This window comes from Photobacterium ganghwense (assembly GCF_003025595.1).
Classification (GTDB): domain Bacteria; phylum Pseudomonadota; class Gammaproteobacteria; order Enterobacterales; family Vibrionaceae; genus Photobacterium; species Photobacterium ganghwense.
In genome coordinates, this window is record NZ_PYMI01000011.1 from 63,275 (window position 1) to 85,625 (window position 22,351).

17 protein-coding genes are annotated in these 22,351 nt (G+C 51.1%); 6 read left to right on the forward strand and 11 right to left on the reverse strand.

The features are described from left to right. The 4 genes from C9I92_RS23385 to C9I92_RS23400 form a co-directional block, all read right to left on the reverse strand. Positions 1-267, reverse strand: a complete 267-nt coding sequence (locus C9I92_RS23385) for a DUF4212 domain-containing protein (protein ID WP_047885260.1) — start codon at positions 265-267, stop codon at positions 1-3. A 219-nt stretch (positions 268-486) separates the two neighbouring features. Beyond that, on the reverse strand, positions 487-1,122 hold the full coding sequence (locus C9I92_RS23390) for a response regulator transcription factor (protein ID WP_047885259.1): 636 nt from the start codon (positions 1,120-1,122) through the stop codon (positions 487-489). Between the two features lie 205 nt (positions 1,123-1,327). Continuing rightward, a complete protein-coding gene (locus C9I92_RS23395) occupies positions 1,328-3,181 on the reverse strand; it encodes a protein-disulfide reductase DsbD (RefSeq protein WP_107193930.1) in 1,854 nt (617 codons plus the stop codon). Between the two features lie 117 nt (positions 3,182-3,298). Next, positions 3,299-4,231, reverse strand: a complete 933-nt coding sequence (locus C9I92_RS23400) for a LysR family transcriptional regulator (protein ID WP_047885300.1) — start codon at positions 4,229-4,231, stop codon at positions 3,299-3,301. A 151-nt stretch (positions 4,232-4,382) separates the two neighbouring features. Between C9I92_RS23400 and C9I92_RS25500 the strand changes: the two genes are divergently transcribed. Continuing rightward, positions 4,383-4,529, forward strand: coding sequence for a hypothetical protein (locus C9I92_RS25500; protein ID WP_157038320.1), 147 nt, complete (start codon positions 4,383-4,385; stop codon positions 4,527-4,529). A gap of 447 nt (positions 4,530-4,976) precedes the next feature. Here the strand turns inward: C9I92_RS25500 and C9I92_RS23405 are convergent, their stop codons facing one another. Continuing rightward, positions 4,977-6,284, reverse strand: a complete 1,308-nt coding sequence (locus C9I92_RS23405) for an anaerobic C4-dicarboxylate transporter (protein ID WP_047885258.1) — start codon at positions 6,282-6,284, stop codon at positions 4,977-4,979. A 118-nt stretch (positions 6,285-6,402) separates the two neighbouring features. Continuing rightward, entirely contained in the window at positions 6,403-7,866 is a 1,464-nt protein-coding gene (gene aspA / locus C9I92_RS23410; RefSeq protein ID WP_047885257.1) for an aspartate ammonia-lyase, read from the reverse strand. A gap of 459 nt (positions 7,867-8,325) precedes the next feature. Here aspA and C9I92_RS23415 point away from each other — a divergent pair, with 459 nt between their 5' ends. Continuing rightward, positions 8,326-8,877, forward strand: coding sequence for an FxsA family protein (locus C9I92_RS23415; protein ID WP_047885256.1), 552 nt, complete (start codon positions 8,326-8,328; stop codon positions 8,875-8,877). A 168-nt stretch (positions 8,878-9,045) separates the two neighbouring features. Here the strand turns inward: C9I92_RS23415 and C9I92_RS23420 are convergent, their stop codons facing one another. Then, positions 9,046-10,407 carry an MATE family efflux transporter gene (locus tag C9I92_RS23420; protein ID WP_047885255.1) on the reverse strand — a complete coding sequence of 454 codons (1,362 nt, stop codon included), beginning with the start codon at positions 10,405-10,407 and terminating at the stop codon, positions 9,046-9,048. 208 nt (positions 10,408-10,615) lie between these two features. Between C9I92_RS23420 and C9I92_RS23425 the strand changes: the two genes are divergently transcribed. From C9I92_RS23425 to C9I92_RS23440, 4 genes are all read left to right on the forward strand, one after another. Continuing rightward, on the forward strand, positions 10,616-10,906 hold the full coding sequence (locus C9I92_RS23425) for a co-chaperone GroES (protein WP_047885254.1): 291 nt from the start codon (positions 10,616-10,618) through the stop codon (positions 10,904-10,906). Between the two features lie 41 nt (positions 10,907-10,947). Beyond that, on the forward strand, positions 10,948-12,591 hold the full coding sequence (gene groL, locus C9I92_RS23430) for a chaperonin GroEL (RefSeq protein WP_047885253.1): 1,644 nt from the start codon (positions 10,948-10,950) through the stop codon (positions 12,589-12,591). Between the two features lie 1,214 nt (positions 12,592-13,805). Beyond that, complete coding sequence (gene ltrA, locus C9I92_RS23435; RefSeq protein WP_107193931.1) at positions 13,806-15,470, forward strand: group II intron reverse transcriptase/maturase; 1,665 nt, start codon at positions 13,806-13,808, stop codon at positions 15,468-15,470. Positions 15,471-15,508: 38 nt separating this feature from the next. Beyond that, entirely contained in the window at positions 15,509-15,919 is a 411-nt protein-coding gene (locus C9I92_RS23440; RefSeq protein WP_211263835.1) for a hypothetical protein, read from the forward strand. A 1,139-nt stretch (positions 15,920-17,058) separates the two neighbouring features. On the opposite strand, the gene C9I92_RS23445 is transcribed toward C9I92_RS23440, so the two are convergent. From C9I92_RS23445 to C9I92_RS23460, 4 genes are all read right to left on the reverse strand, one after another. Next, positions 17,059-17,565 (reverse strand): MgtC/SapB family protein, encoded by a 507-nt coding sequence (locus tag C9I92_RS23445; RefSeq protein ID WP_047885250.1) that lies wholly within the window; start codon positions 17,563-17,565, stop codon positions 17,059-17,061. Between the two features lie 136 nt (positions 17,566-17,701). Beyond that, positions 17,702-18,604, reverse strand: coding sequence for a 30S ribosomal protein S6--L-glutamate ligase (rimK, locus tag C9I92_RS23450; RefSeq protein ID WP_047885249.1), 903 nt, complete (start codon positions 18,602-18,604; stop codon positions 17,702-17,704). Positions 18,605-19,329: 725 nt separating this feature from the next. After that, positions 19,330-20,547 carry an alanine racemase gene (gene alr / locus C9I92_RS23455; RefSeq protein ID WP_047885248.1) on the reverse strand — a complete coding sequence of 406 codons (1,218 nt, stop codon included), beginning with the start codon at positions 20,545-20,547 and terminating at the stop codon, positions 19,330-19,332. A gap of 35 nt (positions 20,548-20,582) precedes the next feature. Next, on the reverse strand, positions 20,583-22,202 hold the full coding sequence (locus C9I92_RS23460) for a methyl-accepting chemotaxis protein (protein ID WP_047885247.1): 1,620 nt from the start codon (positions 22,200-22,202) through the stop codon (positions 20,583-20,585). Positions 22,203-22,351 lie beyond the last annotated feature (149 nt).

Genomic DNA, 22,351 nt, shown 5'->3' on the forward strand with positions numbered 1-22,351 from the left:
TTAGTCTTCTTGCACGTTGAACTTACGATCCAGCGCGTTCATCCGCACCACGTAGACAAAAATCAGGGCCACAAACACATAAATCGATCCCTGTTGCGAGAACCAGAAACCCAGTTTGAAGCCACCTAGCTGAATTGCATTCAGGGCGTCAACAAACAGGATCCCTGCGCCATATGAGACCAGGAACCAGATAGCCAGTAGCGAGCCCATGATCCCGAGATTTTCTTTCCAGTAGGCTTGCGCCTGTTCCTTGGATTCGAACGCCATTTTCATCTCCTTACACGTCGTCAAAATCGCGTTAAAAAAATGTTACGACATGACAATAGCAACGAATGACCATTTGAACAGTGCAACTTTAGTCGAGCCAAAATGGCCAAAATCACCGCAGAGGCGGTGATTTTGTGAGCTACGCAGGAGAACTGAGGAAGTCGGGAAAAGCGAAAGTTAGCCGAAAGTCTAACGCTAACTGTCGGGTGGAATGAGAAATTATGGTGCCAGATCCAACTGCTGCAGAAGGATGACGGCCTGGGTGCGGTTTTTCACGCCGAGCTTGCGGAAAATCGCGGTCATGTGGGCCTTGATCGTGGCTTCAGAGACATTGAGCTCGTAGGCGATTTGTTTGTTGAGCAGGCCGTCAGAGAGCATGCACAGCACCTTGTACTGCTGCGGAGTCAGAGCGGCAATGCGATCGGTCAGATCGCTGACGTCGTCGCTGTCTTCCCCCAGCCCTTCCGGGAACACTGGTTCGCCGTCGAGTACCTGGTTGAGGGCACCAATCAGCGCGCGCATGTCACTGGATTTGGGGATAAAGCCGAAAGCCCCGTGACTGCGGACCTGACGGATAACACTGGGCTCTTCGCTGGCGGAAATCACCACAATCGGCAGGTCAGGGTATTGGTTTCGTAATTGGATCAGACCGGACATACCGTTGGCGCCGGGCATTTTTAAATCCAGCAGCAACAGGTCAACGTCCGGCTCTTTATCAAGCAGGGTGAGCAGGCTATCGAGGGAATCTGCTTCCAGCAGATTGGCCCCGCTGATCGCCAGATGCACTGATTGAAACAGCGCATTGCGAAACAGCGGATGGTCATCGGCGATAACAATCGTGTACTGAGCGTCCATGGCAGTATTTTCTGGTTGTTTTTCTTAACGCTATCACTGGATCTACGCCTGATCAATTCGTTAACAGCCAAGATAAGAGCTTGATCAGGTGGCGATATGTCGGCGGTGAAACAAACCCGGTAGAAACGAGGAAAAGCCGGTGCCAGGACGGGGAGCAGGCGATGAAAAGGAAGCGGTGACGGTGCCACCACTCCCGAACCACCAGCTATTGAATCAGCTGGTGGTCTTTCAGGTGAGTCAGAAATGGCCTGGCTTCCATGAAACCAGTCAGGCGTGCGCCGTTCAGGGCTTCTCCCTGTGGATTCCAGAAGTCCAGGGTAGGCAAACCCAGGACATTCATTGCCTGCAACAGGGCCATATCGGTTGGCGTGCTTTTAGTGACATCGGCTTGCAGCAGCATGAAACTGTTCAACTGACGCGCAACATCGGGTTCGTGGAAGGTGTACTTTTCAAATTCCTTACAGGCCACGCACCAGTCAGCGTAGAAGTCGAGCATCACCGGCATCCCCTGAGCCTTGGCATCAGCCAGCGCCAGATTCAGTTCATCCAGGTTTGTTACCTGTCGGAAGGTAATGGTCGGCTGGCTGGCACTGCTGTCGGCTGCAGGCTTGTCACCGATCAGTAGCGGGAACCAGGGCTGCACTGCCACCAGCAGGCCGACGATCGCGACGACGGCCAGCAGGCTGCTGCGCCAGGACACGGTGAGTGTCTGCTTGACGTGATACAGCCAGCCAAACGCGGCGAGACCCAGCAGTGACCAGAGATACGGCATCACGGCAGACGGCAGGATGCGCTCCAGCAGAAACAGCGGCACGGCCAGCAGAATGAAGCCGAAGAACGTTTTCACGTGGGTCATCCACTGGCCGGCTCTTGGCAGTAGCTGGTTGCCGAACATGGCGGCCAGAATGAGCGGAATTCCCATGCCGATGGCAAGGGCGTACAGCGCCACGGCACCGGTCAGCAGATCCCCGCTCTGAGCCACATAAATCAACGCGCCGGAGAGCGGAGCGGTGGTGCAGGGGGAGCACACTAGGCCGGAAATGGCTCCCATCAGGAAGACCCCTCCGCTGTGGCCGCCCTGCTGGCGGTTACTCAGGTTGCTCAACCAGGTCTGTACGCTGGCGGGCAGTTGCAGGGTATAGGCACCGAACATCGACAGGGCCAGCACCACAAACAGCACACTCAGGCCAATCAGGATATACGGGTGCTGCAAGGCAGCCTGAAATTGCATGCCGGCCGACGCCACCACTAACCCGAGCAATGTGTAAGTCAGGGCCATGCCCTGAACATAGGTGAACGCCAGCGCAAAGGTCCGGCGCTGGGTCAGCTGACCGCTGCCCAGCACAATACCGCTCAGAATCGGGTACATCGGCAGGACACAGGGGGTGAAGGCCAGCCCGATCCCCAAGGCCAGAAAGACAAACGGGGTCCACCACTGGTCGGCCAGATCGCTGGCCAGCTGATCCTGCTGGGTGCGTGGCGGCACCGGGGGTTTTTGTAGCGTAGCTATGTTAGTGCTTACTACCGAATTGGTGGCCGCTGTGTTAACGCTGCCTGGCGTGGTGCTCGTTTCGCTCCCTGCCGAGGTCAGCACCGCCGTCAGCGGGATCTGGCGAACCTCCGGTGGGTAGCAGAACCCGGCTTTGGCGCAGCCCTGATAGCGGATGGTCAGGGTTGCGTTGTCATCAGCGCGAAGCAAGGGAACGGCCAGCATCAGAGGGTCGGTATAGATGTTGACCTCACCGAAAAATTCATCCTGATACGGGGTGCCGGCCGGGATGGCGACGTTGCCCAGTTGCGCCGTGTCACTGCTGACGGACAGCTGGTGCTGGTAGAGGTAATAACCGGGTTTGATTTGCCAGTCGAGATAGACCGTCTCACCCTGCTGGAGGAAGTTGAACGGAAACGCCTCATCCACCGGCACGAACTGGGTCGGGGCCGGTGAGCTGCCGGGCAGGGTAAATGCCTGGGCCGGCAGCCCGGCCAGAAGCAGTAAAAGCGCCGTGATGGCGTGTAGCAGCGGCTGACTCAGCCAGCGCCATAGCGCGGTCGGTTGCATGTGTATCATCAGCGTGGACTCGTCTCTGAGAAAACCTGGCGGGAGAGCGCCAGAAAACAGCATACTCTAACTATATCAGAGCGTATCTTCAGAGACCGCTTTATCCCCGGGACGATTTCAACGTCCGGGGCAAGCGTCACACCCTTGATCCGGCTCGCACGGATCGCTCAGGCCCGCCCGCATAAAATCGATAAACAGCCGAATATGGGCAGGCAGGTAGCCCATGCGCTGATACAGCATATAAATCGGCCGTGGTGGAGAATACCAGTGCTCCATCAGTGTGGTCAGTTGTCCACGGGTCAGCGCATCGGCCACCACATAGTTGGGCAGGCAGGCAATCCCCAGGCCATCAATCACGGCCTGTTTGATGCTGTTCAAATCGGCGATGGCCATTCTGACCGGGGTGTTCACCCATACGATCTGCTTCTGCTCATCATTTTTGCTGGTAAGTGCCCACTCAAACTCTGGCACGCTTGCCAGACGGGCATAGTGAGCGAGGTCATCCGGATGGCGCGGCTGGCCGTGCTGTTGCAGGTAGGTCGGACTGGCCACCAGAATGCGCTGTGACTCCCCCAGCCGTGCCGCCGCAAAACTGGAGTCAGGTTGTTGCCCTACCCGAAACACCACATCGTACTGCTCCGGGCTGTAATCATGGTGTTGATTGGAAAGGTGGGTCAGCGCCAATGTGATGTCCGGATACTGCGCCAGAAACTGGTTAAACAGTGGCATCAGCCGGTAAGTCAGCAAGCCGACCGGAGCGGACACCCGCAATGAGCCCTTGGGGTGGTTCTGTGTATTGTCCCGCAGTTCGCTGGTGGCAGACTCCAGCGCGCTCAGCAGTGGCTGGCAACGCGCGACATAGTCTTCACCCAGCGGGGTCAGGGACACATTTCGGCTGTCCCGAATCACCAACTGGCAATTCAGGGTATCCTCCAGCCGCTGCAGACGGCGGCTTAAGGTGGCCGGGGGAATATCAAGTGCACTGGCGGCTGCTCTGAAACTTCCGTGTTGGGCAATCGCAATCAGAGTGCGTAGGTCATCTAACTTCATACCATTTTTGCATCGCTGCATCACGCTTTTACCTCTATCGCCCGATGTCCCCTCTGACTACACTACTCAGGCAGGCTTTCCTGTCTTGGCCTGCTCTGTAGCAAAAAGAGACATGACTCGGCGTTCACATTGGGATTGATGGAGACGCCGAATGAGCAAATACGTCGGGAATCCGTATTTGTTCACTGTCTTCGCCCTGACAAGGGCGGAGACGTTAACCTCTCATTTTACCCTGCTTTGTGGTTCACTGCCTGAACCGACTCCTGATAAATATGTCACCGGATGTATCGGCATCTGACGAATCGATATTTCATCGTTCTTCTTTCTCTTTCACCAGATTCACGAACGCCATTTTCTCACTGCAATTTCTCGCGCAATACCACTCAGTTATCTCGTTATCTAGCTTGATGATATGTGATGCATGAAGCTGGTATTAACACCACAATGCCAGGTTTGCCGCCCGGTCCGGCTATGTAAGATGACCTTGGAGGGAAGCCCGTGAGGTTACTGTGCTTGCCATCGGTGGTCTGTGTTCCATAGGCTGTTTGCATTCCATCGGTTGCTTGTGAGCCAATGGCAATGTTGGTGAACATGTTCTCTGGCGCGCTTTTTTAGCCAGGAGTAAAGCAAGGTTTATAAAGCAAGTTAGTAAGAACTTACTATCGATATTTTTTCATATCTGTCTGAATACAGATAATAAAAAGGCTGCCCGCAGGCAGCCTTACCGGTTGTCGAACCGGACAGTTTACAGAATCAGTCCGCCAACTACGAAGCCCAGACCCACAGCCGTGGCGATAGTAGTAACGCCCGGAATAAAGAATGGGTGGTTGAATACCAGGTTACCGATACGGGTAGAACCGGTGTCATCCATTTCGACGGCTGCCAGCAGCGTTGGGTAAGTTGGCAGTACGAACAGTGCACTTACCGCAGCGAAAGACGCGATAGCGGTCAGTGGAGCCACACCGATAGCCAGTGCCGCAGGCATCAGCGCCGTCGTGGTTGCCCCTTGTGAGTACAGCAGCATAGAGGCAAAGAACAGAACCATCGCCAGCATCCATGGGTAATCTTGCAGCAGTGAGCCTGCCACTTCTTTGATGCCGTCAACGTGGCCGTTAACGAATGTTGAACCAAGCCATGCTACACCCAGTACACACACACAAGCCGTCATACCAGAGCGGAATGTTGGCGCTGCCGGAATCTTGGCTGCGTCAATGCCGGTGGTGAATACGATAGCGGCGGCGGCGGCCAGCATGAATGTCATGATTGCTTCGTTTCGGCCCAGCGCCGGGTTCTCGATCAGGCCCACAGAGCTTGAAATGGCAGCAGCATAACCCACGACAATCAGGATCGCAGTCAGGAAGATGAACGTCGCTTTCTTCGCGGTTGGCTGGATTTCACGCTTGGTTGTGCCTTGCAGCTTGATCAGACCTTTTTCCAGACGCTCCTGGTACACAGGATCATCTTTCAGCTCGCAGCCCAGGAAGTTAGCAACGAAAGCGCCGACCATACAAGCAATGAAGGTTGTCGGAATACAGATGGCCAGCAGAGTCAGGTAGTCCACGCCCATTGGATCCAGGATGCCGGAGAAGAACACAACGGCCGCTGAAATTGGTGAGGCAGTGATTGCGATTTGTGATGCCACGACCGCGATAGACAGTGGACGAGAAGGGCGAACACCTTGCTCTTTAGCCACTTCTGCAATAACCGGCAGTGTTGAGAATGCCGTGTGGCCAGTACCAGCCATCAGGGTCATCAGGTAAGTAACGATTGGTGCGTAGAATGTAATGCGTTTCGGGTTCTTACGCAGAAAGTTTTCGGCCAGTTCAACCAGCCAGTCCATCCCGCCTGCTACCTGCATTGCGGCGATAGCGGTGATAACAGACATGATGATAAGAATGACGTCGATAGGGATGTAGCTTTGGCTGGTTGGCATACCCAGCAGAAGGGAAAGCACGATCACACCGGCGCCACCCGCCAGACCGATACCAATACCGCCGATTCTGGCGCCTAAGAAAATAAACGCGAGAACGACCAAGAGTTCTACAGCAATCATAGAATTGTCCTGTCTTAAAGTTGAAATTAAAAAGTTAAAGTCGAAAAAGGGGAATCTGTAGCAAAAAAAGGCGGATCCTCATCCTGAAAATCCGCCTGATTGTTATTGAGTTACGGGATTAGTTGTAACGTTTAGCCTTGTATTCAGGATGCATCAGGTTCTGCACAGAGAAGATGTCATCCAGCTGCTCTTCAGTCAGCAGGCCACGTTCCAGTACGACTTCACGCACGCTCTTACCGGTTTCTGCACAAATCTTACCGACGATGTCGCCTTCGTGGTGACCGATGAACGGGTTCAGGTAAGTGACGATACCAATAGAGTTGAAGACGTAGCTTTCGCAGATATCTTTGTTCACAGTGATGCCAGACACACACTTGTCACGCAGGTTGATACAGGCGTTTTTCAGCAGGTCGATAGACTCGAACAGTGCCTGGCCAATCACTGGCTCCATCACGTTCAGCTGAAGCTGGCCCGCTTCTGCGGCAAAAGTGATAGTGGTGTCGTTACCAATTACCTTGAAGCACACTTGGTTAACCACTTCTGGGATTACTGGGTTAACTTTAGCTGGCATGATAGAAGAACCCGCCTGCATTTCTGGCAGGTTGATTTCGTTCAGACCGGTACGAGGGCCGGAAGACAGCAGACGCAGGTCGTTACAGATTTTAGACAGTTTAACGGCAGTACGCTTCAGCGCGCCGTGAACCATAACGTAAGCACCACAGTCAGAGGTGGCTTCGATCAGGTCTTCTGCTGGTACGCAGGGCAGGCCAGTTACTTCAGCCAGACGTTGTACAGCCAGCTCCTGGTAACCCGTAGCGGCATTCAGACCGGTACCGATTGCTGTTGCACCCAGGTTCACTTCCAGCAGTAGCTGAGCGGTGTACTGTAGGTTTTTGATTTCTTCTTTGATCAGGATACCGAAAGCGTGGAATTCCTGACCCACTGTCATTGGTACGGCATCTTGCAGCTGAGTACGGCCCATTTTCAGGACGTTAGCGAACTCTTTGTCTTTCGCGTCGAAAGAGGCTTTCAGGTAATCCAGTGCTTCCAGCAGCTTCATGATGCTGTTGTAAACGGCAATACGGAAACCGGTTGGGTAAGCACAGTTTGTTGACTGAGACTTGTTGACGTGGTCGTTCGGGTTAACGATGTCGTATTCGCCTTTGTCTTTGCCCATCAGCTCAAGAGCCAGGTTCGCAACAACTTCGTTGGTGTTCATGTTAACGGAAGTACCAGCACCGCCCTGGTAAACGTCTGAAGGGAATTGATCCATGCACTTGCCTGTTTCCAGGATCAAATCACACGCTTTGATGATGTACTCACCCACGTCAGAAGGAATCACGCCCAGTTCTTTGTTCGCCATTGCTGCTGCTTTCTTGGTGAAAACCATGCCGCGCACGAATTCTGGAACGTCAGAGATAGTGGTATTAGAGATATTGAAGTTTTCTACGGCACGCAGTGTGTGGATGCCCCAGTAAGCATCCGCCGGCACGTGGCGTTCACCAAGTAGATCTTCTTCGATGCGGGTTGCAACGTTGTTAATCATTGCTTCATTTTTTTCTAGATCAATCATCTGAGACATGACGTAGCCTTAGTGGAATCTGCTAATAAAATATAGTTGTTGAGCCAATTCTTAAGCTTTAGAGTCCATTCTATAGAGATTTTGGCTAGATGATCGTACCTGACACCTATTGTCTGTTGCCGATAATACTCCCCTTTAGGGGTAAAAACATAATCCAGATCACTTTTTTCAGAGGCCTGAAAACCTTTGCACAAGAATGCGAAAGTGGTCACAAATTCTGTTAATGATTCCCCCGCGTTTAGTGAGGGTAAATGACACAATATGACAGAATGTGAACCGTATGTTTTGTTTTCATGGGCCAGAGTATTGTAATCAACTGTTACAATGAAACCCTACTCCGAGCAGTTGAAAAAAACTGCTCAACTCCCATTATTGTCTATATACCTAAGGTAACGTTGTGATGTGTCCGGAATGTGTCATGGCTGCACCTGAATACCGCTAATCAGCAAGGGGAAAGCCGTGTTTCCGATTTTACTGTTTCTGTTTATTGTTGTGCCCATCATCGAGATCGCCCTGTTTATTCAGGTCGGCGGCTTCCTTGGTTTATGGCCGACGGTTGGCCTGGTGCTGGTCACCGCTGTGGTAGGGGCATCACTGGTTCGCAGCCAGGGGATCGCGACCCTGCTGTCGGTTCAAAACCGCCTGCAGCAAGGCGAACTGCCTGCCCAACAGATTGTGGAAGGGGTGATGCTGGCGGTTGCCGGTGTGTTGCTGCTGACGCCGGGCTTCATGACCGATGCGATGGGAATGTTGGCGCTGCTGCCTGGTCCGCGCGCTATGCTGGCCAAACAGCTGATGAAGCGGGTCAAGGTGCATGGCATGGCCGCCGGTTCGGGGTTCAGTGCCGGATTTGGCGGCAGTCAGGATTTTCACCAAGGGCCTTTCTCTCGTCAGGATCACAACCCGTTTAATTCTCAGGGCGGGGATGTTTTTGACGGCGAATACGAACGCAAAGATGCCAAGGATAAGCGCGCAGACAGCGACGATGATGATACCCCGCGTTTGCGTTAACCGTTCGAGTGCCAGTGTGAGGCTGGCCAAATAAAAAAAGACAGCGAAAGCTGTCTTTTTTTATTCATCCTGTTCATTTTTTCAGGCTGGCATCAGTGCCGAGATTCAGGCGCCCACCCGTATGGCCACAGCGGCAGGTGCGTCGATGCCGTTAGACTGTCACGGATATCAGCTTGTCACGAATGCCAGCTTGTCACGGCGCAGTTTCAGCGCGTACAGATAGGCAACCAGTCCGCATACTACGTTGGCCAAGGCAATGCCGGCGAACAGCCCTTCGGTTCCCCCGAGCAGGCTGCCCAGCCAGGCCGTAGGCAGTAACAGACCAAACAGGCGCAGTAAATTCCACAGCAGTGCCTTAAAGGACTGGTGCATCGCGTTCAGACCGCTGATCAGCAACATGCACACCGTTTGTAAGCCATAGCTGGCCGGTACCACGATCAGGTAATGCCACAACTGGGAGCGCACTGCCTCGTCCTGGCTGAACAGTGAAGACAGCGGCCAGCTCAGAGGCACCATCATCACATACACCAGCAGCTGAAACAGGATGGCAAAGCGCATGGCGGTAAACAGGGCGGCAAAGGCTCGCTCCGGTTTATCTGCACCGAGATTCTGCGCCATGAAAGGCATCAGGGCAGAGCCCAGCGCCATCATGACGGTGATCAGGATGGACTCGATGCGCATGGCTGCCCCATAGGCGGCGACGGAGGCAGTGCCTTGTGCCGCCAGAATGGTCATCAACACCGTGCCGGACAGCGGCGTCAGGGCATTGGACAGACCCGCCGGCGTGCCAATCTGGAGGATTTGCCGCCAGTCAGGCAGCAAGTGAGCCAGTTGCGGCCTTGCCAGCAGATTGTCACGTTTGACCAGCACAACCAGCGACCAGATCAGTGCAAACGCCCAGCTGATCCCGCTGGCAATGGCGGCACCCTGAACGCCCAGCTCCGGAAAAGGGCCGAGCCCGAATATCAGCAGCGGATCCAGTGCCCCGTTGATCGCGCCGGCCAGCATCATGATTTTGGCCGGGGTTTTGGCATCCCCGGTGGCGCGAATGGCACTGTTGCCAGCCATCGGGATCACCAGCAGCGGAATCGCCAAATACCAGATGGCCATGTAGTCTGAAATGATCGGTAACAATGAGGCTTTGGCGCCGATCAGAGTAAACAGCGGTTCTATGGTGAACAGCCCCAGTCCGGAGGCCGCAATCATCATCAGTACCGCCAGCAGCAGTCCGTGCGTGGTCAGGCGAGCGGCACGCTGGGTATCTCCTTTGCCCAGTAGTCGGCCAATGCTGGTTGAGATCCCGACGCTAATGCCCATGGTGATGCAGTTCAGGGCGAAGGTGATCGGAAAGGTGAAGCTGACGGCGGCCAGCGCCTCGGTGCCGAGCAGGGAAATAAAGAAGGTATCCACCAGATTGAACATCAGGATCGCGACCATTCCAAAGATCATCGGAACCGTGAGGCGACGCAGAACATCAGGGATAGGATCAGACAATAACCCGTGTTTGTCGGGTCGTTTTTCTACAGCCATAACGCTCTCGGACAAAGAATGCCTGCCTACCCTAAAGCAAAGAATGTGATCGGGCAAAAACTCTTCACTATATTTTGAAAAAAATTTGGCCTGGGGGCTTGGGATCTCAAAAAACGTCCCAACATGTTTAGTTAACAGAAAATGTAGGGCCAATGGCGCCTTACCCCATTGTTACTATGGACATTACTTTTATCAGGAGAGACGACCGATGAACATTCGTCCTTTACATGACCGAGTTATCGTTGAGCGCCAGCAAGTGGAATCAAAATCAGCTGGTGGCATCGTTCTAACTGGTTCTGCAGCAGAAAAATCTACCCGCGGTAAAGTGCTTGCCGTTGGTAAAGGCCGCATTCTTGAAAACGGCACCGTGCAGCCACTGGACGTGAAAGTTGGTGATACTGTTATCTTTGCTGAAGGTTACGGTACTAAAACTGAGAAAATCGACGGTAAAGAAGTCCTGATCATGTCTGAAAACGACATCATGGCTATCGTTGAATAATCCGTTCACCTCGAATAAAGAATTAAGAAAGGAAGACTGACATGGCAGCTAAAGACGTAAAATTTGGTAACGATGCCCGCATCAAAATGCTGGAAGGTGTCAACGTTCTGGCAGACGCAGTTAAAGTAACACTGGGCCCTAAAGGCCGTAACGTCGTACTGGACAAGTCGTTCGGTTCGCCAACCATCACTAAAGATGGTGTATCGGTAGCGCGTGAAATTGAACTGGAAGACAAGTTCCAGAACATGGGCGCACAGATGGTGAAAGAAGTTGCTTCTCAGGCGAATGACGCTGCGGGTGACGGTACAACGACTGCAACCGTTCTGGCTCAGGCTATCGTGAACGAAGGTTTGAAAGCCGTTGCTGCGGGCATGAACCCAATGGATCTGAAGCGCGGTATCGACAAAGCCGTTGCGGCTGCAGTGGAAGAGCTGAAAGCGCTGTCTGTACCATGTGCTGACACCAAAGCGATCGCTCAGGTAGGTACTATCTCTGCGAACTCTGACGCAAGCGTGGGTAACATCATTGCTGAAGCAATGGAAAAAGTTGGCCGCGACGGTGTTATCACTGTTGAAGAAGGTCAGGCTCTGCACGATGAGCTGGACGTGGTTGAAGGTATGCAGTTTGACCGCGGTTACCTGTCACCTTACTTCATCAACAACCAGGAAGCGGGCAGCGTAGAGCTGGAAAACCCATTCATCCTGCTGGTTGACAAGAAAGTGTCTAACATTCGTGAACTGCTGCCAACTCTGGAAGCCGTAGCGAAAGCTTCTCGTCCACTGCTGATCATTGCAGAAGACGTAGAAGGTGAAGCACTGGCTACGCTAGTAGTGAACAACATGCGCGGTATCGTGAAAGTGGCTGCGGTTAAAGCACCTGGTTTCGGCGACCGTCGTAAAGCTATGCTGCAAGACATCGCAGTACTGACTGCAGGTACTGTGATTTCTGAAGAAGTGGGTCTGGAGCTGGAAAAAGTTCAGCTGGAAGACCTGGGTCAGGCGAAGCGTATTTCTATCACCAAAGAAAACACCACCATTATCGATGGTATTGGTGAAGAAGAGATGATTCAGGGCCGTGTTGCTCAGATTCGTCAGCAAATCGAAGACGCAACTTCAGACTACGACAAAGAAAAACTGCAAGAGCGTGTGGCTAAACTGGCTGGCGGCGTTGCGGTTATCAAAGTTGGCGCAGCAACTGAAGTTGAGATGAAAGAGAAGAAAGACCGCGTAGAAGATGCCCTGCACGCAACTCGTGCTGCGGTTGAAGAAGGCGTGGTTGCTGGTGGTGGTGTTGCCCTGATCCGTGCTGCTTCTAAAGTAGCGGGTGTTGAAGGTGACAACGAAGATCAGAACGTAGGTGTTCGCGTTGCACTGCGTGCAATGGAAGCGCCTATCCGTCAGATCACGAAGAACGCCGGTGACGAAGAGTCAGTAGTCGCAAACCAGGTTAAAGCAGGTGAAGGTAACTACGGTTACAACGCTGCAACTGGTGAGTATGGCGACATGATCGAAATGGGTATCCTGGACCCAACAAAAGTAACGCGTTCTGCACTGCAATTCGCGGCTTCTGTTGCTGGCCTGATGATCACCACAGAAGCGATGGTGACGGACATGCCTGCGAAAGATGCACCATCAATGCCTGATATGGGCGGCATGGGCATGGGCGGCATGGGCGGGATGATGTGATGCGACGAGAGTCGCGCAGGTAGCTAGCCTGACTGGGTTACAGCCGAAGTGAATACTAACTTAATGTGGTATTCATTCCCCTCCAGTAGAAAATAGCATTTCGATAAAAACCCGATATTCGGGCTTACTCTAAGCCCGAATATCGGTCTCCTTATGGAGTCTGATTTCAGGTATGGGTGTAAGCTCATATCTCTGCCTTTCTTGTGAGATATACATTGAAGCATTCCGTTTTTTGGGTCTGTGATGTAATGGGATTATTCGTGTCTATATCGAAGGCTTGGCACCTGCCGGTGTGAAGCTGTGTCTGATGATTGTTCCACAATAACCGACAGCGAAAGTAACGCGCTGAACGTTATTGAGCGGAACCTGTTATGCAACTAACAGTAGCCTAAGGGTAGTGCGTCGCTGGTAACGGCGGGGTTCGAAGCTCCCTGACAATGTACCCCCATTTCGATGGTTAATTCTCACTGTGAGGTGAGGATGGAGATATTGCCAATAGCAGGTGATTGAGGGGCTAGGCTGAATTATATGGTTAACATACGTGAACTGCTAACAAGCACCGTCAGCCGCGACGAGCGTAATGCTATTGTTGTGGGGAATTTTCATCTATGAAAGCTTCAACACTGACGCTCTAACCAAAAGGTACGGGATCGGCTATTCCTCTTACATCTGGGAATACGTTGCCATTAAGATCTCCGGTGTATTGGCAGAACCTAAGTAATTCGTGTCATCGGCATGGAACTCGGAAAACCTGTATCTCTGCCCTGTTATTTACATTGATAGGGCAGGCGAACCGCAAGGAACGCTGTTGGGGGTGCAGGCATGGGAGGTTGGAAAAAGCGAATGCTGCTCTGTAACGGAGCAGATAGAGGGTTAAAGGTTCCTTCACCGGAAACGGTGCCCACTTCCAACTGGTCTTTAATGGTGTGAAAACAGGTAAAGCCTTTTATTCACATAGCGTTGTAACTGCATTAATTCTGCGGTCATCTAACTATTAGATGACGTTCAAGCTCCTTCTGTGAATCCATCACGTGAAGACCTTGACGTAGAGTGGGTGTCAGTATTTGGTGAGCTCAGTCCACTTTCAGTGGAACCTGAAGCTCTACATTTTGAAACCTCACAGGGTAAACTTTTTGCCCTGTGGGGCATAAGTGCGTCTTGTGGGTTTCATTAACAACTAAACGTTAATGGAGGAAAGCAAGGTGCATACTTCGATGAAAATGGAAGTGTCTGCATCCTCCCACGAAGCGGAACAATGGCACAGTATTAACTGGGAGCTGATGTATCGCAGAGTGAGAGGGCTACAGGTACGGATCGCTAAGGCAACGGAAAAGTCTGACTGGCGACAGGTCAAGCGCCTGCAACGCATGTTAACTCGATCGTTTGCTGCCAAGGTGATCGCTATTCGGCGAGTCACCGAAAACAGAGGTAAAAACACCCCAGGTGTAGATCAGGAAACCTGGAATACTCCTGCTTTGAAATGGGAAGCAATAAACAAACTGAAGCGTAAGGGCTACCAGCCTAAACCGCTAAGGCGAGTCTATATACCGAAAGCCAACGGGAAGAGAAGACCGCTGGGGATTCCGACAATGCGTGATAGGGCGATGCAGGCACTCTACCTGTTAGCACTAGAGCCTGTCTCGGAAACTACAGCTGATCGTAATTCCTATGGTTTCCGTCCCAATCGCTCTTGTGCTGATGCGATCGAACAATGCTTCGTGAACCTCAGTCGTAAGGCTAGTGCCCAATGGGTGCTTGAAGGCGACATCAAAGGGTGTTTTGACTTTATTGGCCATGATTGGCTCATCGCGAATATCCCGATGGATAAAGCGGTACTCAAGAAATGGCTGAAAGCTGGATTTATGGAATCCGGAAAGTTAAATCCAACGGAATCTGGTACACCACAAGGAGGAATTATTTCTCCAGTGTTGGCCAACATGACACTTGATGGCTTGGAAGAGGTACTCGAATCCCATTTTGGGAAAAAGAATACCAAAGCAAGCTATAAAACCAAGGTCAATTATGTGCGTTATGCAGATGACTTTATTATTACCGGCATTTCCAAAGAATTGCTGGAACATGAAGTCTTACCTATTGTGAAAGTCTTTATGGCAGAGCGGGGACTGCAACTGTCAGCTGAAAAAACGCTGATAACGCACATTGAAGATGGATTTGATTTCCTAGGGCAGAATTTACGTAAATACAACGGCAAGATGTTAATCAAGCCGTCAAATAAAAACGTAAAGGCGTTTCTGCGCAACATACGAGACTATCTTAACTGTCATAAAACGGTTCCGGCATCGGCAGTCATTGCCAAGCTGAATCCGATGATCCGAGGGTGGTGTAATTATCACCGTTGGATCTGTGCTAGTGAGGCATTCAAATATGTGGATTACCGGATCTGGAAAATGTTATGGCAGTGGTGTCGTCGTATCCATTCCAATCGCCGCAAACGCTGGATTAAAGATAAATACTTTAAAACGGTTGGTAAAAGGAATTGGGTATTCAGCGCACCAAGACTGAACGGGGACGAGGGTCACTATCGCTTGCTTAGTGCGGCGAAAGTGAAAATTGATAAACATGTGAAAATTCGGGCAACAGCGAATTGTTATCTACCGGAAGACGAACAATATTTTGAACGTCTGAAGATGCAAAGGCTTAAAAAGTCTTTAGCGGGAAACATGAAGTTGTGGAAAATTGTTGAAAGACAGGACTTTAAATGTACTGTTTGCAGCCAGCAGTTTAATTCTAAGGATGATTGGGATGTTCATCATATCATTCGAAGAGTTGATGGCGGCTCAGACAATAGCTCGAACTTGATGGTGTTGCATATTAATTGTCATAGACAGGTTCATTCTAAACAATTCATGATGGCCTAGTTACTTTAGTTATTCATGAATAGTTGATGGAGTGTTTAATGGAAATTTTTAAGTCCCTATTACCCGTCTTCTCCTTAGTCATTGGTTCAATACTGACATATTACTTTGGTATTAAATCCAAAAGAGGAGAGTCGGCCTTGAAATACAAGGAAGAACAATACGCGAAACTACTCATTAAGCTTCAGGGCTTTGTTGGTCAAACAGCGAATGTTGAGACTAAAAAAGAGTTTTTCGAAGAGCAGTACAAGTCTTGGCTCTACTGCTCCGATGAAGTGATTGAAGCAATTAATGAAATGGTCTCGTTGGTTATTGAAAATAAAGGGGATGTTCCTGATCCTGAGGAAGGTCAAAGAGTTATTGGCAATATTGTTGTTGCAATGAGGAAAGACCTGTATGGCAAGACTAAGCTGGGCCATAAGTCGTTTACTTATACTGATGTAATCGGATAGTTTATTCTGTTTCCGACTCAAAATTTTATTTGAGTTTATAAAGGCTTGAGCCGTATGCGGGGAAACTCGCACGTACGGTTCTTAGGGGGCGGCGGTACAGTAATGCTCTGCTGCTACCCGACATTTAATTCACTGTCCAGTGTTGCTAAAAACGGAGGCTTAACGCCTCCGTTTTTTTATGTCTGCTGGAGTATACCGGCTGATTGTAGCTTTCCCTTCATCCCACGGCTTGCCGTCTGTGTCTCCTGTGATTCTCGCGTTTTCGGAATGGCTGTCTTTTTGTAGCCTTTTCTTTGCTTGAAAAACTCATTGTGTTCACCGGTATCTGAGCTGGCCCTGTGTGGCCTGAGTTCAGTGTGCCTCAACGCAGCTAGGCAGAAACGCCAATCATTCTGCCATCCAGCTCGTCAGGAAAATTGCTGGAAAACCTGTACGTTAATTTATTTATTTAAAAACAACAGCTTGAAGCTATACATTCGTTGGTTTTTATTTGGTGTGGAATGTGGGTGGCTTTTTGCTGTCATTTCCATAAAAAGCTGTACAAAAGCGTGTTGTGGTTGAACAGTTGCACGTTGAGTGAAGAGAGGACTGCGCTAAATTGGCCGAGTGAGTTTACTCAGGAAAAAGCCGAAAAAGCTGTACGTTATAAAAACATCAATAAAATCATAATTTTGTTTGGTTTATCCTATCGTTTCTAAAAAGGGAAATAGAATGGTGAGCTTTTTGCTGTTTTTATATAAAAAAGCTGAACATGGGTTTGGAAAGGCATCCTGAACAGGAAGTCAGGTGGGTATCGCCGATGAAGAACCTAGGAGGGGTTTATCAGGAAAAAAGCCAGAAAAGCTGCACGCTTTAAAAACCATTTAAAAACAATAGCTTATGCGTTTACTTGGTGGGACTGATTACAGGGTGTGAATTTGTACAGCTTTTCCGTGTTCATGTCTTTAAAAGCTGCACATTCGATCGTGCCGGCGATGCCGTAAAAAAGCGGTGAAGTAAAAAGCTGTACGTCGGTTTGGAACAAATTGGCGAGGGGATAAACCTCAGGAATCCTCAGAATTAAGCGATCAGGCTTTTATAAGCGCAAAACCTTTTAGCGCGATACCTTCTAAGCTCGCCTACGTTGGGAGATATAAGCGTTAAGGCTGATCCGACTCCGCCGCCTGGTGCCGTTTCATCTTTTTGCGTTGCTGGCGATCGCTCAGATGGGCATGGACACCATTGCGCAGAAAACGCAGACTGTTTTCCAGTTTATCGACACCCAGCAGGATGGCGACAACCAGTCCGGTCATGATCACTGCGGTCTGCCCATAATCGAGGCCGATGGTAATCCCAAGGGCTGCCAGCATCCAGATTACGGCGGCCGATGTGACCCCATGTACCTGACCATCACGATTCATCATCACCCCGGCGCCCAGAAAACCGATCCCGGTGATGACTTGCGCCAGTACCCGCGAAATATCGGCATTGTTTACCGACAAGGTTTCCCCCAAGGTAATGAAACAGTAAGTCCCGAGCACAATCAGGGTGGAAGTACGAATCCCGACCGGTTTGCCGCGAACTTGTCGCTCAAAACCAATCACTGCCCCGCAGATGGCACATTGCAAAATGGCAGGCCAGGTAAACGGGTCAATATCAGGCCACATGGGCGGTTATCTCCAAAAAAGTAAAGTAGAAAGCTTATGTTAGAAAAAAACAGCCCGGAGGCTGTTTAGTTTTCCTTGCCAGTATGGTTGTCCATACTGGCAGGTAAATATGTGATCTTGATGACTTGGAGTCAGATCACTGATGCATGTGGTGACGCATGCGACGACCGGCATTTTTTTCGATGTATTCGACAATCATGCCAGCAATGTCTTTACCGGTTGCCGTTTCAATGCCTTCCAGGCCTGGGGATGAGTTGACTTCCATCACCAGCGGACCACGGTTTGACCGTAGTAGATCGACACCAGCAACACTCAGTCCCATCGCCTTGGCTGCTGCCACGGCAGTTCTGCGTTCTTCCGGCGTTATACGGATCAGGGAGGCACTGCCGCCACGGTGAAGGTTAGAGCGGAACTCACCTTCAACAGCCTGACGCTTCATTGAGGCAATAACTTTATCGCCAATAACAAAGCAGCGAATATCTGCGCCACCGGCTTCTCTGATGTACTCCTGAATCATGATGTTGGCTTTCAGACCCATGAAGGCTTCGATAACACTCTCTGCCGCTTTTTGGGTTTCCGCCAGTACCACACCTATGCCTTGGGTACCTTCCAGCAATTTGATCACCAGTGGAGCACCGCCGACCATTTTGATCAGGTCTGGGATGTCATCCGGTTTGCTGGCAAAGCCGGTAATTGGCATACCGACTCCCTTGCGGCTAAGTAGCTGCAGGGAGCGAAGCTTATCCCGTGAACGTGTAATCGCGATGGATTGGTTTACAGAGAATACATCCATCATTTCAAACTGACGTAACACCGAACAACCGAAGAAGGTAATGTCGGCGCCAATGCGCGGAATAATGGCATCAAACCCGGTCAGGTCCTGACCTTCAAAATGAATAGAGGGTTTTACTGAGTTGATATTCATGTAACAACGCAGGGCATTTATGACCACGGCTTCATGGCCACGCGCTTCAATGGCTTCGCACAGACGTCGGGTAGAGTACAGCTTGTCGTTCTGGGAAAGGATGCCAATTTTCATGTCGATTCTCGTTAAATGGTATTGATTATAGACTGTGTACGGGAAGTTTGGCTGTCTTCTCGTCAGCAGGATGGAGCGGGACTATGCGCCTCATCGTGCTAAAAAGCGAGCGATTTGACCATGATCTTTTTTTATCGTGACAAGTCAATGTGTTTATTATCTTACCACCTTTAAGTCTATAGTAACCCACTGGGTTACCATGTGTTTTCAATGGAAAAAGCTGGAAAAGCTGCACGAAAAAATAATGATTTAAATTCAAAGGTTTATTGCTATTTTTTGGTGTTTTTATTCATGTGCTTATTTTGATCGCAAAAAAGCTAGTTTTTTAATAAAAAGCTGTACGCGATAAGCGTGTCCCTGTCGCGTGTAGCCGGATCTGCCCTGTTGTGGGCTGCTTTTTCTGGCTGTTAAAACAAGGCCTGATGCTGATTGCTGAGCGTCAGGTCGTTATTGGCGGGTTTGTTGTTAAACCAAGCGGTTACGGAGGGATCTTGCCAGCCGCTAAAAGAAAAAGCGGCCGGTAAAGCGCTCACAGACGGCTAAAAAGAGTAGATGCAGAGGAATGAAAAGATCAGGACATGAACGAAAGGAAATAAGGGAATAGCAACGGAATCGAGCAGAGAAAAAAGCGGAGAGCGCCCGAATGGGCGGCTCTCCGCTTGTGCTTCTACATTGCTTAAGCGGCAAGGGCAGACGGTGGTCTGAACCTTTTGCCGCTCAGGGATTTACAGGTAAACGCGCGGGTTTGTAATACCCCAGATGGTGTAATGTTCCGGCAGTATGCGGTCGCTATGCTCCTCCGTTTCCTCACCGGTAATTGTGTTCTTGCCCTGAGTACCGAAAACTACCACTTCATCATTGGCTTGCGCCGTTGGAATGTCAGTCACATCGACCATGATGGTGTTCATGGATGCGGCCCCTACCACCTTGGCGCGTTGGCCGTTAATCAGCACACTGCCTTTGTTACCCAGAGAACGGGCAAAGCCGTCGGAATAGCCAATCGGCAGGTTTGCCAGCACCGAGTCACGCTCCAGCACGGCGGTACTGCCGTAGCCGATGGTACTGCCGGCAGGGAACGGGTGCAGGGACGCAATGCGGGTTTTAAACGACACAATACGTTTGTACGGTGCCGTGGCCGGGTAGTCGCCGTACAGCATGCCGCCCGGGCGCACCATGTCTAAGTGCGCCTCGGGGATATTCAGGGTCGCAAACGAGTTGGCCACATGCAGTGTGATGTCTTCGCGTTTGAGCGGCGAGTTATCAATCAGCCACTGGGCATCACTTTTAAACTGCGTCACTTTCTGCTTAATGGTCTCAATGCCTTCATTCGGGAAATGGGTCATGATGCCCACGACTTTAAGGCCCGCCGACTGAACAATGTACAGGCCGTCTTGCTTGCCTTGCTCGGTACCCAGTTCAAGTCCGTTCCGCCCCATTTCTGAAGTATTCAGTGCCAGATGCACAGCAATAGGCTGTTTGTGACGTTGCGAAATGTCGATAATCTGCTCGGCCTGGCTGCGCGTGCCGATGAGCTCTTCAATGTGGTATTGCAGGCCGTTTTCGATCTCGTTGCGGCTGGCTGAACGTACCCGCATCAGCTGGCCCTTGAACCCTTGTTCGCGTACCGTGCGCGCCTCTTCATTGCTGGTGATACCGATGCAGTCAACCTGATTAGCAATGACGGTGGGCATCAAGCCGGCGATACCATTGCCGTAGGCGTCGGCTTTCATGATGGCGCAGATTTTTGATTTGCCGTTCAGGTGCGTTTTCAGCAGCTGGATATTGTGGCTGAAGGCCTGAGTATCAATTTCCAGCCAGGCGTTACTGGCTGCCACGCGTTCTGCCATCACTTGTGTATGACTGTCATTGTTCAGCAGCGGAGCTGCCTGAGCCATGTTCATCCCTAGCAAAGAAAGAGACAGCAGACTGAGTTTTTTTACCATTGTTATTTTCCGTTAGTCGTGTGTTGCGGTATGAATCAGAACGAGAAAAGCTGGACCACGTCGCGCAAGCTGCTGGAGCGGCGGTGCAACTCCTCAACGCCTTGTTTGGCTTCTTCGGTAGAACGGCGGTTTTCATCGGCGCTGGTACTGAGATCGGCCACGTTAGACGACAGGTGCTCGGCGGCATAGGCTTGTTCTCGAACGGACTCCGTAATTTCATCCATCCCTTGTGTTATTTGAGTGATTTCATTGCGGAACTCACACAAGGTCGTATTGGCCTGCTCGGCATGCTGGACGCAGGCATCCACCTGAGTCACTGCAAATTGCATGGTTTCGGTGGCGTCAGAAGTGTCATGCTGAATAGCGGTGATCATGGTGCTGATTTCGACGGTTGCCTTGGCCGTGCGTTCAGACAGCTGACGAACCTCATCGGCGACCACCGCAAACCCCCGGCCCTGCTCACCGGCACGGGCGGCTTCAATGGCTGCATTGAGGGCCAGCAGGTTAGTCTGGTCGGCAATTCCTTTAATCACGTCCAGAATGGAGTTGATCTCTCCCGCGCGTCCGTCCAGCTGTTTTAATTTGTCCGCTAACTCATTGGTTTCGCGCTGAACTTGCTGCATCCCAGCGACCGCTTCATTGATCGCATCTACTGTGGTGTGCGTCTGCGTTTCAATGTGCGACATTTGCTGGTTAGCCTGAACCACCACCCCTGAAATACTCTGTGTGCTGGTTGCCAGCTCCTCTATGGCCGTGGCGCTGTTGCCGACGTTTTCGGCCTGAGCCATCGAGCGTTGGGTCACGGCGGCAATCAGGGGATCCAGTTGGGCGGTGATCGCCGCCACGCTTTCCGTTGACTGGCTGACTTCCTGGATGCGATTGCGCAGAGCGGCCATAAAGGTATTGAATCCTTCTGACATCTTGCCGAGCTCATCCTGAGTGGTCACCGGTACGCGATGGTTCAAGTTCCAGTTGCCGTTGGCAATATCCGTCAGTACCTCATACAGGGCATTGACCGGTGCCACAATCGGTGAGGCAATAACGCGTGCGGCCACCAGTGCAGCAAGCAGCACCAGCAATCCTACCACGCCGGTCTGCTTCAGGGCGTCATTCAGTATCTGATTGATTTCACTGAGTGAGATATCCACCCCAATCACGTAGCGCTCACCCTTGTCATTGTGAAACGGCACGAAAATAGAGCGGTACTGACCATACTCGCCCTGGTAGTCTTCAAACTGGATCCGGTTGGTGTTAAATGCCTCTTGCAGTTGCTTCGGCACCACCTTGTATTCCTGCAGATACCAGTTCTGGTACTGACCGCGCTGGAGTTCCTCTTTGGTCTGGTTAATATAGGTGTAGTAAATGCGGTTCCCGCGTTGCACCGTGGCATATGTCCAGTCCAGATCCGCGGCCTGGATGAAGTCCGCCAGACGGCGGGAGATGGTGTCGTAGTCGTCAGCCGCCGTGGTGTTTAGGCGGTCGTGTGTGGTGTCACCAATAATGTGGTAGGTGGCATTGGCTGCGGTCATCAGTTCATCATTCAGCCCCGCGAGCGTGGCCTCCTTGAGAGCGTTATAAGAAAGGAAAGAAAGGAGAAGGATGATGATGAGTGACAGACCTGCAAAGCAGGCCGAGAGTTTATTTTTTAAATTCATAGGATTGTGATTATTCTTGTGGCTTCTTGTTTGTACAGAATGTGATCTTTATTCCATTTTGTACGGTGTCAGTATGTAATTTACGACACGCTGTATGGTTTCTTTAACAAAAAAGCGAGCAAGAGGCGAAAGGGTGGTGCGAACGGTGA